The sequence below is a fragment of the Streptococcus sp. LMAG:39 genome (assembly GCF_008680485.1).
Taxonomy (GTDB): Bacteria; Bacillota; Bacilli; order Lactobacillales; family Streptococcaceae; genus Streptococcus; species Streptococcus pasteurianus.
On sequence record NZ_NALE01000001.1, the window covers coordinates 1,911,879 to 1,926,300 of the forward strand.

Annotated in this window: 14 protein-coding genes and 1 pseudogene; 12 read left to right on the plus strand and 3 right to left on the minus strand. The window is 37.0% G+C overall.

Annotated features, from left to right (window positions below):
• Positions 1 to 16 precede the first annotated feature (16 nt).
• Complete coding sequence (gene recJ / locus CCC20_RS09825; protein ID WP_117567358.1) at positions 17 to 2,224, plus strand: single-stranded-DNA-specific exonuclease RecJ; 2,208 nt, start codon at positions 17 to 19, stop codon at positions 2,222 to 2,224.
• Positions 2,225 to 2,297: 73 nt separating this feature from the next.
• On the opposite strand, the pseudogene CCC20_RS09830 reads toward recJ, so the two are convergent.
• From CCC20_RS09830 to CCC20_RS09840, 3 genes and pseudogenes are all read right to left on the minus strand, one after another.
• Positions 2,298 to 2,546 (minus strand): annotated as a pseudogene (locus CCC20_RS09830) (transposase); the annotation flags it as partial.
• A 166-nt stretch (positions 2,547 to 2,712) separates the two neighbouring features.
• Positions 2,713 to 3,996, minus strand: coding sequence for a hypothetical protein (locus CCC20_RS09835; protein WP_117567360.1), 1,284 nt, complete (start codon positions 3,994 to 3,996; stop codon positions 2,713 to 2,715).
• 268 nt (positions 3,997 to 4,264) lie between these two features.
• Complete coding sequence (locus tag CCC20_RS09840) at positions 4,265 to 4,873, minus strand: CPBP family intramembrane glutamic endopeptidase (RefSeq protein ID WP_259293829.1); 609 nt, start codon at positions 4,871 to 4,873, stop codon at positions 4,265 to 4,267.
• 312 nt (positions 4,874 to 5,185) lie between these two features.
• Between CCC20_RS09840 and bsh the strand changes: the two genes are divergently transcribed.
• From bsh to CCC20_RS09895, 11 genes are all read left to right on the plus strand, one after another.
• On the plus strand, positions 5,186 to 6,166 hold the full coding sequence (gene bsh, locus CCC20_RS09845) for a choloylglycine hydrolase (protein WP_117567362.1): 981 nt from the start codon (positions 5,186 to 5,188) through the stop codon (positions 6,164 to 6,166).
• Positions 6,144 to 6,689, plus strand: a complete 546-nt coding sequence (locus CCC20_RS09850; protein WP_117567364.1) for a DinB family protein — start codon at positions 6,144 to 6,146, stop codon at positions 6,687 to 6,689. The genes bsh and CCC20_RS09850 overlap by 23 nt, the downstream gene beginning before the upstream one ends.
• A 226-nt stretch (positions 6,690 to 6,915) precedes the next feature.
• On the plus strand, positions 6,916 to 7,584 hold the full coding sequence (locus CCC20_RS09855) for an ABC transporter ATP-binding protein (RefSeq protein ID WP_117567366.1): 669 nt from the start codon (positions 6,916 to 6,918) through the stop codon (positions 7,582 to 7,584).
• 1 nt (position 7,585) lies between these two features.
• Positions 7,586 to 8,692 (plus strand): ABC transporter permease, encoded by a 1,107-nt coding sequence (locus tag CCC20_RS09860; RefSeq protein ID WP_058692814.1) that lies wholly within the window; start codon positions 7,586 to 7,588, stop codon positions 8,690 to 8,692.
• A 41-nt stretch (positions 8,693 to 8,733) separates the two neighbouring features.
• Positions 8,734 to 9,348, plus strand: a complete 615-nt coding sequence (locus CCC20_RS09865) for a TetR/AcrR family transcriptional regulator (RefSeq protein ID WP_013851672.1) — start codon at positions 8,734 to 8,736, stop codon at positions 9,346 to 9,348.
• A 166-nt stretch (positions 9,349 to 9,514) separates the two neighbouring features.
• Positions 9,515 to 10,033 carry an adenine phosphoribosyltransferase gene (locus tag CCC20_RS09870; protein WP_003064194.1) on the plus strand — a complete coding sequence of 173 codons (519 nt, stop codon included), beginning with the start codon at positions 9,515 to 9,517 and terminating at the stop codon, positions 10,031 to 10,033.
• A 107-nt stretch (positions 10,034 to 10,140) separates the two neighbouring features.
• Complete coding sequence (gene metA / locus CCC20_RS09875) at positions 10,141 to 11,085, plus strand: homoserine O-acetyltransferase MetA (RefSeq protein WP_013851673.1); 945 nt, start codon at positions 10,141 to 10,143, stop codon at positions 11,083 to 11,085.
• 90 nt (positions 11,086 to 11,175) lie between these two features.
• The gene (locus CCC20_RS09880) at positions 11,176 to 11,850 is read left to right on the plus strand and encodes a DnaD domain-containing protein (RefSeq protein ID WP_013851674.1); all 675 of its coding nucleotides are present in this window, start codon (positions 11,176 to 11,178) and stop codon (positions 11,848 to 11,850) included.
• The gene (nth, locus tag CCC20_RS09885; RefSeq protein ID WP_003064202.1) at positions 11,850 to 12,500 is read left to right on the plus strand and encodes an endonuclease III; all 651 of its coding nucleotides are present in this window, start codon (positions 11,850 to 11,852) and stop codon (positions 12,498 to 12,500) included. Before CCC20_RS09880 ends, nth begins: the two co-directional genes overlap by 1 nt.
• A gap of 422 nt (positions 12,501 to 12,922) precedes the next feature.
• Positions 12,923 to 13,609 (plus strand): tRNA (adenine(22)-N(1))-methyltransferase, encoded by a 687-nt coding sequence (locus CCC20_RS09890; RefSeq protein ID WP_041973705.1) that lies wholly within the window; start codon positions 12,923 to 12,925, stop codon positions 13,607 to 13,609.
• Complete coding sequence (locus CCC20_RS09895) at positions 13,596 to 14,384, plus strand: Nif3-like dinuclear metal center hexameric protein (protein ID WP_003064208.1); 789 nt, start codon at positions 13,596 to 13,598, stop codon at positions 14,382 to 14,384. Before CCC20_RS09890 ends, CCC20_RS09895 begins: the two co-directional genes overlap by 14 nt.
• Positions 14,385 to 14,422: the final 38 nt, after the last annotated feature.

The window sequence follows — 14,422 nt, forward strand, 5'->3', positions numbered from 1 at the left end:
AAGAAGTGAGAAGTGAATGATAACAAGTAAATACAATTGGAAAAATATTGAAAAAGAGCCAGATAATGGCTTTTTTGAGCTGACAAAAAAAGAAAAACTAACAGAATTAGCTAGTCAGATTCTTTATAGTCGAGGTGTTGATACGGCAGAAAAATTGATTCAATTTTTATCAACGGATTTGTCACAATTGCATGACCCTTACCTTTTACATGACATGGATAAAGCGGTTAATCGTATTCGCCAAGCTATTGAGAATTACGAGCAAATCTTGGTTTATGGTGATTATGATGCTGACGGAATGACTAGTGCCAGCATTATGAAAGAAGCCCTTGAAATGTTGGGTGCCGAAGCCCAAGTTTATCTGCCAAATCGTTTCACAGATGGTTACGGCCCAAATGAATCAGTCTATAAATATTTCATTGAGCAGCAAAACGTTTCTTTGATTATTACGGTGGACAATGGCGTAGCAGGGCACGAAGCGATTGCCTACGCACAAAGTCAGGGGGTAGATGTCATTGTGACAGACCACCACGGTTTGCCAGCAGAGCTACCAGAAGCATTTGCGATTGTGCACCCAGAACACCCAGAAGCTGATTATCCGTTCAAATATCTGGCTGGCTGTGGCGTTGCTTTCAAAGTTGCTTGTGCTTTGCTAGAATCTATTCCGACAGAAATGCTTGATCTGGTGGCAATTGGAACAATTGCTGATATGGTGAGTTTGACTGATGAAAACCGCATTATGGTTAAAGTTGGACTTGAAATTCTGAAACAAACCGAACGCATTGGTCTGATTGAATTGATAAAAGTATCAGATGTGGATATGGCAGATGTCAATGAAGAAACGGTTGGTTTCAAAATTGCTCCGCAGCTAAATGCACTTGGTCGCCTAGATGACCCAAATCCTGCTGTCGAATTATTGACTGGCTTTGATGATGAAGAAGCGCATAACATTGCCAAGATGATTAATGCTAAAAACGAAGAGCGCAAGGAAATTGTTCAGAAAATCTTCGATGAAGCCATGAGCATGGTTGATTTGGAAAAGCCAGTGCAAGTATTGGCTAAAGAAGGCTGGCACCCAGGCGTTTTAGGAATTGTCGCAGGGCGTATTTTAGAACAAATCGCGCAGCCAGTGATTGTTTTAAATATCGAAGATGGGATTGCTAAAGGTTCTGCCAGAAGTATCGAGGCCATTAATATTTTCCATGCTCTTGATGAGCACCGTGATTTATTTGAAGCCTTTGGTGGACACGCTGGCGCTGCTGGAATGACTTTGGTGACTGAAAATCTTGATAAATTATCACAAGTTTTGTGTGATTATATTGCTGAAAATGATATTGACTTATCACAGAAAAAAGAGCTTGTTATTGATGAGGTTCTGGAGCTCTCAGAGATTAACCTTGATACCGTGCACAGTCTTGAAAAATTGGCACCATTTGGCATGGACAATCCAAAACCAGTCTTTGAAATTAAAGATTTTGTGGTGAAACAAGCACGCACTATGGGGCAAAATGGTGCGCATTTAAAATTAAAAATTGCCCAAGGCACAACGGCAATTGACCTTGTTGCCTTTAATCAAGGACATCTGGCGCAGGAATTTCAACAAGTGCAAAATCTTTGCCTTGCAACGACCTTATCGATTAATAAGTGGAATGGGCAAACGACTGTTCAATTAATGTTGGAAGATGCGCGTGTTGAGGGTGTTCAGTTGATTGATATTCGCTCCAAAACGGCTAGCCTTCCAGAACGTGTTCCAGTATTGACTGAAGATAGCACGGCAAATGAAGTTGTGGTGTTAGACATCCCTGATAAGGCTGAAGAATTAAAATCACTCTTTGTGGGTCGTCATTTTGAAGCCATTTATTTTAAAAATCATATTAAACGTGCTTATTATCTGACAGGCTATGGCACACGTGACCAATTTGCTAAGCTTTATAAAACCATTTATCAATTCCCAGAATTTGATGTCCGCTACAAGTTGAAAGAATTGAGCCAATACCTTAATATCCCTGATATTTTGCTCATTAAAATGATTCAGATTTTTGATGAATTAGATTTTGTAACCATTACAGATGGTGTTATGGTCGTCAACAAAGATGCTCAGAAACGCAGTATTTCAGAAAGCCAAATCTACCAAGACCTCAAACAACAAGTTAAATTCCAAGAGCTAATGGCGCTCGGAACCCCACAAGAAATTTACGATTGGCTGACTGATGAAGATGACTAAAAATAACCTCCTTGGGATATTATAGTTCCAAGGAGATTTTAGGGCTCTTTGTCAACTGTAGTGGGTGGCAAAGTTAAGCTCTAGCGAGAACAAATGATGTTCTCGCTTTTTTGCAGTTCAAAGCGATGTAAATGCGTTTTTTAAAGTTGTCAAAGTTCCTGTAACCAAAAGCGTTTCGTTTAATATCTTTGATGAGTTTATTGGTTGCTTCAAGTTTAGCGTTAGAATAAGGGAGCTTGATAGCGTTAGTGATGTATTTCTGATACCGAATGAAAGTTGTTAGTGCTATTTTAAAAGGATGATTAAGTTGAGGTAAAGCTTCACAAAATCAAACGCAAAATACCACTAGAAAGACAAAAGACGTTACTAATGATGATGACGGTTTTGTTTGGTAAATGACTAAAAAAGTAAGAATATCATATCTTTAATTATGTCATCATACAAAAAAAGATTCACCTAGACTCATAAAAGAGCTAGGTGAATCTTTTTTATTTTCGGTTTCTCAAACCGTCTTTTGGTGTGGTAAATGGGATACTGTCAGAAACTTGGGCGTTTGTGATACCCAATTCTGCCAAGGTTTCAAGGAATGGTTTGACATAGGTATCTTCTGGAAAGTTCTGTTTGACATCAATGGTGAATTTACCACTGGCACAAATCATATTAATTGAAATCCCGATTGTTCCTGCGCTGTAAAGGTGAATACTATCAATATATTGCTCGTTTTCGTTGAGAATGAATTGCCCAATGTAGCTAATGGTGTAAGTGTTGAGGTGAATATTTTCCATGAAAGCTAATAGCTTTTGTTTCTCTTCAAATGACGGCGCTTCATCTAGTTTATTATAAAGTCCGATGATACCATTAGCCTCTTTTTTACAGAAATCAATGTCTTTTTGTTGATTGAGATAAGTCCGATAGTTGGTAGCAATTTCCTTAAACGTTTTGCTTTTATCGTCTTTAGTATATGGTAGAATCGTTGATTTGACAGTATTTTTAAAGGTATTTTCATAACCAAGTGCTGCACGCATATCGGTGGCAATGTTAGCATTGATTGGTTTGTCAAAATCTGGGAAAAGTTTGGCAATGGTTTGACTGATCGCATAGCTTAGTAAAATGACAGGTGTTGCGTTGTTAGCTTTTGCAACTGACATGTAATCGCTTTGTGGAATGGTAATCTCAAAACGATAGTCGTTGATGTCATCATAATCGTAAAAGTCCCAGAAAGCATCAGCAGTATCATTTGGCAAAAGTGGTGTATCTTTGAGACGAATGCCTTCAGCTTGAGCATTAGAATGATAAAAACGTTGGCAATAGTAGTAAATGACTGTTTCAATGAATGGCTTGACACCGCGACCGTCGCAAAGAGCATGGTGAAAAGCAAAATAAGCAGAATTTTTATGATAAGTGACTTCTACCAAATGTTCATTGGTACGTAGGCTGCCAAGTTTTCCAAGATTTTTAGTGGGATGTGCAGCCATGGCGACAGGATTTTGCACGATGTAAAAGTCACCGTCTAATTCAATCAAACGTGTATTAATGTATGGAAAACGCATTAAGGCATAACGAATGGCTTCGGTCAAATCGCTACCAGAGACACGTTCTTTAAAACGAACCTCACAAACTTCGCTATCCATGCCTTGGCTCATATAAAGATAAGATTGTCCTGAATGTACCTTATCCAAGCTATCATCAGCGGTTGAGCCTGATTGGTTGATAAGATGCTCTTTACGCATACGTCCTAATTGATTGGCAGTTTGTTTTAATTGTTCAAACATATTGACACCTCCTATTTGGCATTATTATAAAACATTATGATAATGAAAAAAACGACAAGTTCTTGCTGAACTGTCGGTTTTTGAGAGTATAAATTTATAAATTAGTTTCTTGGTGATTAAGATTTTTATCTAAACTAGACAGTGTAATGATAGAAAAGAGTGCTAGTGGCAAATAAATAATAATGAGTGTTAACCACGGATTTACATCAACTGTTTCGAATGTAATTGTTGGCTGAAAATCGATTAAAGCGTGGATTAGGACAGGGAGTCAAAGTGAATTAGCAGTTATACGGATAATAGCAAAAACTAAACCTATCACCGTTACATAGAACACTTGTTGTAAAACGGCTTGGACTGGGCTATGTATGATATTGACCAAATGCAATAGCCCAAATATTGCTGAGGAGATTAGTGATGTTAATATTAATTTAAAACGATTATTTTGGAAAAGATTTAAAATGCCGGAGAAAAATAATCCTCGCACTAAAAATTCTTCAAATATTCCCGCCGATAATACAACCAGCAGAGAAGGTAGAAAGAGTCCAAACCCGCCCGATAAAATCCCTTGAATATTATCTCCAATATTTAAAGCTACTACTAAAAAGGCAATAAAAAGTAAAATTAAGATTGTTAGCCAAATTTTAGACATTCTTGATAGTTTAATAGACTTGTTAAATAATTTTTCAGATTTGATAAAGTAATACCAAATACCAGCTAAAATAACGCTAAGCAAAAATCTTAGGGAAGCACCAACAACTGTAGCTTCTTTACTCATATCCTTTAGAAAATTAGAGCTTATGACAAACGCCATAAATACGACTGTTCCGGTTACTAATTGTAAAAAGCCATTACTTTTTTTAATTGAATCTATAATCAAGTTTAGAATCCTCTACCTTTAGTATTATATCATTAATACAATAACTATAACATATTGTTTTTTATCCAGTCAAATAATATGAATTTGGGACAAAATGATTGACTTTTGATATAGATTCTAGTGACATGATGTAATAATTTTATTTCAATAGACTGTTGCAATCCATGATGATAACGTCAATTGTAATCGCTAAATAATTGAATTTAGTACAATTTAGTACTATAATGGGGATGTAAAAATATTGAGTATCAAGACCTTGTTCATGTTGTAATGGCTTGGTCTTGTAGGAGTTCTTGTTAGTGGAGGTAACATATGTGTACAGCTATAACTTATCAAACTAAAGACAATTATTTTGGTCGAAATCTTGATTTGGATTTTTCTTATCGTGAAGAAGTTACGATTTGTCCCAGAAATTATCCTCTTTCATTCAAGTACGAGACAAAACAAGACAATCATTTAGCAATTATTGGCATGGCAACAGTTGTAGATGACTATCCATTGTTTTATGATGCTACAAATGAAAAAGGATTAAGTATGGCAGGATTAAATTTCCCAGAAAATGCTGATTTTAAACCTGCTAAAGATGGTAAAACAAATGTTGCCTCTTTTGAATTCATCCTTTGGATCTTGTCGCAGTGTGAAAGTGTGTCAGAAGTGCGTCAACAATGTGAAAATTTAAATTTAACTGATGATGCTTTTAGTTCAGACTATCCTGTATCGCCCTTGCATTGGATGATTTCAGATAGCAAGGAATCTATTGTTGTAGAACCTGTAAAGGATAAAGTGGCTATATATGATAATCCTATAGGTGTTTTAACTAATAATCCAACATTTGATAAACAGTTATTTAATCTTAATAATTATCGTCACCTATCGCCAAAAGTATCTGACAATTTATTTTCAAAAGTTCTCGATTTAGATGTTTACAGCCGTGGTATGGGTGGAATAGGACTTCCAGGTGATTTGTCATCAATGTCGCGTTTCGTTAAGGTAGCTTTTACAAAATTAAATGCTGTAGCTGATTGTTCTGAAGCTAGTAGCGTTAATCAATTTTTCCATATTTTAAAATCTGTTGAACAACAAAAGGGCTTGTGTTATGTTGATGAAAGTAATGGATATGAGTATACTATTTATAGTTCTTGTGTGAACGTTGATAAAGGGATTTATTATTACACTACTTATGAAAATTCACAAATCACAGCAATTGATATGCATCAAGAAAATCTTGATAGCAGCCGGTTAATTCGTTACCCACTTCAAAAAGAATGGAATGTGCTTTATCAAAATAAATAGCAATCGAGGTGATAAGATAACGACATACAAAGATTTGTTAATAGATAATCTTAATCGTGCTTTTAATGGTGTGACCATAGAGGAAGCTAATCGCTTCCCTGTGGCAAATCAAGCGCCGCAGATAAAATCCATGACTTGGCTAGCTTGGCATACCGCACGAGAGCTCGATTTTCAAATTGCCGATTTGGCAGATGAAAGGCCAATCTGGCATACCCAAAATTGGAAAGCAGAATTTCTCTTTACCATAGCTGACGATGCCCAAGATTGGGCGCATAGTTTATCAGAAGCACGCTTGATTCAAAGTGATAATAAGGAAGCTTTATTCGGGTATTTAAAGGCTGCTACAATAGCAGCGATAAATTATGTTGAAACTCTAACAGAATCCGGTTTAGATGATATCGTTGATAACAATTGGACGCCAGCAGTCACACGCGGTGTGCGTCTGGTCTCCATTATCGATGATGCCAGCATGCATTCTGGTCAAGTCTTTTACAGCCGACGATTGCTTGGATTAGTGGACTGAAAAACTATCTATAAAAGACAAGAAGTCTCATGTTGAGGCTTCTTGTCTTTTGCTTAATAATGTAAGAAAAAAGAGACTTATTTCTTGACAAGTGAGTGAATACTCACTATAACGACTTTTATAAGTAACTAATCACTCACTTTTATCGAATATAGAAAGAAGGTTTATCAATGGAGAAAGTTATTGATTTGAAAGATTAAAAAAAGCTTTCTCTGCGCAAACGGTTTTGAATGGTGTGACCCTTGAAGTTAATAAAGGTGAAATCATCGGATTGATTGGTCCATCTGGTGCAGGAAAGTCAACAATGATAAAAACTATGCTGGGAATGGAAAAGGCAGATAGTGGAACAGCTTTGGTGCTCAATACTCAAATGCCTAATCGGAATATCTTGGGAAAAATTGGTTATATGGCTCAATCGGATGCTCTTTATGATGCCTTGACTGGTCTTGAAAATTTGGAATTTTATGGACAGATGAAAGGAATTGCCAAGAAAGACTTAACTTTGCAAATTCACCATGTAGCACGAGTTGTTGACTTGCAAGATCATCTTGATAAATTTGTCTCAGGCTATTCTGGAGGAATGAAACGTCGTTTATCACTTGCCATTGCCCTACTTGGAAATCCTGACTTGCTGATTTTGGATGAACCAACAGTAGGAATTGACCCTTCTCTTCGTCGAAAAATATGGGCAGAGTTAGATAATATTCGCCAGGAAGGACGTTCAGTGTTCATTACGACACACGTTATGGACGAAGCTGAACTTACAGATAAGGTTGCTCTGCTCTTATATGGTGACGTCATTGCTTTTGATACACCGCAGGGGCTCAAAGAGCGTTATGGTGTCAATACTGTGGAAGAAGCATTTTTGGCTGCTGAAGATAGAGAGGAACTTTAAGATGCGTATTCTAGCTATTTCTAAAAAAGTATTAAAAGAATTACTACGTGATAAGCGTACCCTAGCTATGATGTTTGTGGCACCAATTCTTATCATGTGGCTGATGAATGTCATGTTCTCGGCTAGCAGTACAACTTCAGTGATTATTGCTGCTGTTGATGTTCCAAGTAGTTTGATTGAAAATCTTGATGATGTGGAACATGTTGCTGTTGAAAAATATACTAGTGCTAAAGCGGCGCAAAAGGATTTAGACAATCAGGAAGTTGATGCGATTCTTACGGTTGATGATGATACTTATGATGTAACCTATGCCAATACAGACTCATCTAAAACCGCTCTAACCCGTCAAGCTATCAAATCGGTGCTTAGTTGGTCTATTACCAACCAGTTTATGAGCCAAGTTAAGGAAGCTGTAGCTGAAACTCCGAGTCTCACTTCCCTTCTCCCTACCAGCAATGTTAGTTCGACTGACTTAACCGAACATTATGATTATGGTGACGAAAATACGGGATTCTTTGCCAAGATGATTCCAATCCTTATGGGCTTTATGGTTTTCTTCTTTGTCTTTTTGATTTCAGGAATGGCGTTACTCAAAGAACGTACGAGCGGTACTCTTGATCGTTTGTTAGCCACACCTGTTAAACGTAGCGACATTGTGTTTGGATATATGATTTCCTATGGTATTATAGCGGTTATTCAAACTGTTGTTATTGTCCTTTCAACTATCTGGTTGCTTGATATTGAGGTAGTTGGTAATATTATCAATGTCATCATTGTGAATTTTGTTTTAGCCTTGGTAGCCCTAGCTTTTGGAGTTTTATTATCTACTCTAGCAAAATCAGAATTTCAGATGATGCAGTTTTTACCGCTGGTAATCATGCCTCAGCTCTTTTTCTCAGGAATCATTCCTCTGGATAGTATGGCAGATTGGGTACAACATATTGGTAAAATTCTTCCTCTTTCATATTCAGGAGATGCCTTGACTAAGATTATCATGTATGGCGATGGATTTAATAGTGTTGCCTTTGATCTTTTAATCTTATTAATGTTTCTTGTTGGTTTAACCACTGCTAATATTATAGGGCTCAAACGCTATCGTAAAGTGTGATATAATGAAAGAAGTGGTGATAAAAAGGAGTTTAGTTTTACATGACTGAAAAAAATATCGTTTTATCTTTTGAAGAACGTTTATCGAAAGTTAAAATGCCTTCGGGAAAACGCAATACCTTATTGGCAGCTATGAAGTTATTTGCAGCGCAAGGATTTCACGGAACATCGACTGCACAAATAGCAGAAGTGGCTGGAGTGAGTCAAGCAACTATTTTTAAATATTTTAAGACAAAAGAGGAATTGTTAATAGGTGTCTTGGAGCCAATGGCAGAACTTTTGAGTGCTCCTTTTATCCAAAATATTATGAAGTTTAGCAAGAAAGAAGATATTGTTCATTATTTTATTTATGATCGTTACGCTTTTATCAAAGCCAATCACTCATTGGTGAAGATTATTATTCAAGAACTATTGACGAATTCAGAAATGAAGCACTTTATTGGGAAACAGATGGAGCAATTAGCACCCTCTATTGATAAAATTGCTGAGCGTTTATGTGAAGGGAATTGTCTTCGAAAAACGGAGGTTATCCGTATTGCAATTTCACCTTTTTTTAGTTATATAATGCAAATGGTCACTTTTGATGTAGAAAGTCAAGATGAAGAATACGATCTCACTCTTTTAGAGCAGCAAACGTTAAAACTCTTGTCAGAATAAGGTTGGAGAAGATAATGTTTCATTTTAAAATGATGATGATACCTTATCTGAAACTGTCAAATTCACCTTTTATTACAAGTTGTTTGTCAGTATTACATTTTTCATAAAAGTGTGCTATAATAAAATGTAAAACATTTTTTGGCAAAAAGCCCATAGAAAGAAGAAAATGGATTTAAAAAATTATATCGCTACAATTGAAAATTATCCTAAAGAAGGAATCACTTTCCGTGATATTTCTCCTTTGATGGCAGATGGAAATGCTTATAGCTATGCTGTTCGCGAAATTGTACAGTACGCTACTGACAAGAAGATTGACATGATTGTCGGTCCAGAGGCGCGCGGATTTATCGTCGGTTGCCCTGTTGCATTTGAACTCGGAATTGGCTTCGCACCAGTTCGTAAACCTGGTAAATTACCACGTGAAGTAATCTCAGCTGATTATGAAAAAGAATACGGCATTGATACATTATGTATGCACGCTGATGCTATTAAACCTGGACAACGTGTTCTTATTGTTGACGACCTTTTGGCGACAGGTGGTACCGTTAAAGCAACCATTGAAATGGTAGAACGCCTTGGCGGTGTTGTAGCTGGATGTGCTTTCCTTGTTGAATTGGACGGATTGAACGGACGTAAAGCACTTGAAGGTTACGATACAAAAGTTTTAATGAATTTTCCAGGGTAATCATAGTTAAAAACTATATCTACTTAGAGGAATTATATAATTGAAAACTATATCTCCATATTTTATAATATTACTTAACGACAATATTATAGAATGGAGATATTTTCATGCCAATAAAACTTGATAAAGAATTGCCGGCGTTAGACATTTTACGCAAAGAGAATGTCTTCATTATGGATAATAAACGTGCCAAACATCAAGATATTAGACCAATGGATTTTCTCATTGTCAACTTGATGCCAACAAAAGAAGTGACAGAGACACAGCTTTTACGCCTATTAGCCAATACGCCTTTGCAAATTAATGTTGAGTTTCTTTATATGACGAGCCATGAGTCTAAAAATACAACTGCTGAACATTTAGAAACTTTTTACAAAACATTTGACGATGTGCGACATAAGTATTATGATGGATTAATCATAACAGGTGCTCCTATTGAAACTTTGGATTATGAAGAAGTTGATTACTGGAGCGAACTTTGTCAAATCTTTGATTGGTCTAAAACACACGTTTATTCTACTCTTCATCTTTGTTGGGGAGCGCAAGCGGGCTTGTACTATAAATACGGCATCAAAAAAGTTTTGTTAGACTGTAAGTTATCAGGTGTTTTTTCACAAGACGTTGTTAGCCCTGAAAATCCTATCGTACGTGGATTCGATGATAGTTTTATGGCGCCACATTCACGTTATACCGAGGTGTGTCGTGAAGACGTTGAAAAAATTGATGACTTGGAAGTTATTGCGGCTAGTGAAGTTGTTGGTTTGTCTATTGTGGCTAGTAAAGATTTGCGTGAAGTTTATAGCTTTGGACATTTAGAATACGATCGAGAAACCCTTGATAGGGAATATAAACGTGATGTTAAGGTTGGAAAAAATCCTAACCTTCCAGAACACTATTATTTGAATGACGACCCCGCCCAAAATGTGCCAATGCACTGGAATTTGGCAGCAACAACATTCTTTAGTAACTGGATTAACTATGCTGTTTATCAGGAAACCCCATATTCATTGGTAGAACTGGAAAAAGATTTTTCATTTTATGGTTACCTATAATCAGATAGGGTTAATTTTCTGACGATAAGACGTGCTAAATCTCTATTTTGGATGACTTGATGGATAGGATTATCTTTTAGGAATATTATTATGAGTTTTTTAGAAAATTTTAAATCGGGTAATTTGGTGTTACCGAGTGCTCTTCTTTTTCATTATAAAGATATCTTCAAAAGTTCAGATGACTTTTTGATTTGGCAGTTTATTTATTTGCAAAACACGACCAAAATGGATGACTTAGCGCCTAGTCAAATCGCAACTGCTTTAGACAAGACAGTTGCCGAAGTGAATCGTTCGATTTCTGATTTGACTGCTCAAGGTCTTTTGGACATGAAAACCATTGAGCTTGGTAGTGAAATTGAGGTTATTTTTGATGCAAGTCCAGTTTTGGCACTTTTAGATGACTTGTTAGCTAAACCTACGGAGACTCAAGAAAAACAAGCTTTAAATCCTATTAAAGAATTGGTTGAAGATTTTGAGCGTGAGTTGGGCCGCATGCTTAGCCCATTTGAACTGGAAGATTTGCAAAAAACAATTCGTGAGGACAAGACAGACCCTGATTTGGTTCGGGCAGCCCTTCGTGAAGCTGTTTTTAATGGTAAAACTAATTGGAATTATATCAATGCGATTTTACGTAATTGGCGTCGTGAGGGTATTACAACCATGCGTCAAGTTGAGGAACGTCGTAAAGAGCATGAGGACTCGAAAGCAGGCAAAGTATCCGTATCAGATGATTTTCTAGCTGCTATGGATTTATGGAGTGACTAATGAGAGTAGGACGTGAACGTTTAAAGAAAATCTTAGCTATTATTGGTGAGATGTATCCAGAGGCACGTGGTGAATTGGAGTGGGAGACACCATTTCAATTGCTAATCGCGGTCATTTTATCTGCGCAAACGACAGATAAGGCAGTTAATAAAATCACGCCAAACCTTTGGAAAAAATACCCTGAAATTGCTGATTTAGCCAATGCAAATTTAGAAGATGTTGAAGATTGTCTGAGAACGATTGGTCTTTATAAAAATAAAGCTAAAAATATCGTCAAGACAGCGCGAGCTATTTTACGAGATTTTGATGGCAAAGTTCCAAAGACTCATAAGGAGCTTGAAAGTTTGCCTGGAGTTGGACGTAAGACGGCTAATGTTGTTTTGGCAGAAGTGTATGGTATCCCGTCCATCGCTGTGGATACTCATGTGTCGCGTATCGCTAAACGTCTCAATATCTCAGCACCAGATGCTGATGTTACCGAAATTGAGCAAGACTTGATGAAGAAAATTCCAAAGAAAGATTGGATTTTAACACATCATCGCTTGATTTTCTTTGGACGTTATCATTGCTTGGCTAAAAAGCCAAAATGCGACATCTGTCCAGTTCAAGCCTACTGTAAGTATTACAAAGATAATGTGAAAAATAATTAGAGTTTGGGACGAAAATTGTTTACATAGTTATTATTTACAAGACGCAGTGGTTGAGTGGTTTCTAATGCGCTGATAAATCAGCTTTTACAACCCTACTTGACATCAAGCTTCGCTTGACTTTATTTCCCACCTCAAAAGCTTCCCCAAAGCTTTTGAGCTGTGCGGGGGTGAGTTATAAAGCTTTGGGGAACCTTTATAATCGGGAAATAAAACTTACGAAGTAAGTGTCAAAAACGGTTTAGGAATAGACCGTTTTAGGTCAGCAACAAGAAATTAAGACTTGCTGAGAAATCAAGTTTCTACGAAACTACTGATTCGCTTTTTAATTTTTAGGCTCATGAATAAAGTCTCCACTGGAGACTTTATTTGTCTCACTCCCTTTTGATATAATTGAAATGAATGATATTTTAGAAGGAAAATTTATGCAGACAGTATTATCACAACGTTTGGCTGCCGTGGCGGAATTTGTGCCGCAGGGGGCACGTTTACTTGATGTTGGAAGTGACCATGCTTACTTACCAATTGTTTTGACAGAAGGGGAAAAAATTTCATTTGCTATTGCAGGTGAAGTGGTTAAAGGACCTTATGAATCAGCCCTTCATAATGTTGCAGGAGCTGGTTTAGCTGATAAAATCGCTGTTCGTTTAGCAGACGGTTTAGCGGCTTTTGACGAATCTGATAATGTGACAGCTATCACCATTTGTGGCATGGGTGGTGGTTTGATTGCTGATATTCTCGCAGCTGGCGTTGATAAATTAGCAAGCGTTGAGCGTCTGATTTTACAACCTAATAACCGTGAGGATGAGCTTCGTGCTTGGCTTATGGCAAATCATTTCAAAATTATTGCGGAAAAAATCATGACTGAAAATGATAAATTCTACGAAATCATGGTGGTAGAACATGGGAAAATGACTTTGTCGGATACAGAATTGCGTTTTGGACCATTTTTAAATCAAGAAAAATCAGCAATCTTCAAATTACGTTGGAAACGTGAATTGAAAAAATTAGAGATTGCTTTGCCACATGTTCCTAAAAATCGTATCGATGACCGCGAAGCCATTTCACAAAAAATAGCAGCAATTAAGGAGGCTATCAATGAAAGCAAGTGAGATTATTGCTCGTTATGAGGCGTATTGCCCACGTGAATTATCTATGGAAGGAGATATTTCAGGGCTTCAAATTGGCACTCTTGACAAGGATGTTAAGCGTGTGATGATTGCACTTGATGTTCGTGAGACGACAGTTGCAGAAGTAATTGAAAAAGGTGTTGATTTGATTATTGTTAAACACGCTCCGATTTTTAAACCACTTAAGGACTTGGTCGCAACGGCACAAAATCAGATTTACATTGACTTGGTGAGGCACGACATTGCCGTTTATGTTAGTCATACTAACATTGATATTGTTCCAGATGGTTTAAATGATTGGTTTTGTGAGCTCTTGGAGATTAAGGACACTGACATTTTGACACCAACTGCAGATGGCTATGGGATTGGTCGTATCGGAAAGATTGAGGAGCAGACTTTTTCCGATTTTGCATTAAAAGTAAAAGAAAAATTCCATTTGGATAGTGTACGCCTAGTTGCTTATGGAAATCAAGAGACTCTCGTTAACCGTGTTGCGATTTGTGGCGGAAGTGGTCAAGGATTTTATCGTGACGCAATGGAAAAAGGGGCACAAGTGTATATCACAGGAGATATTTATTATCACACAGCCCAAGAAATGATTACTAACGGCATGCTTGCGATTGACCCTGGGCATCACATCGAAGTGCTTTTTATCGATAAATTGGTTGAAAAATTCAATGCTTGGAAAGCCGATAATCAATGGAATGTTGATTTTATAGCCAGCCAAGCAGAAACTAATCCATTTTTTCATTTGTAATAAGTTGTAGGATTGAGAAGAAGTCTCAATCCTATTTT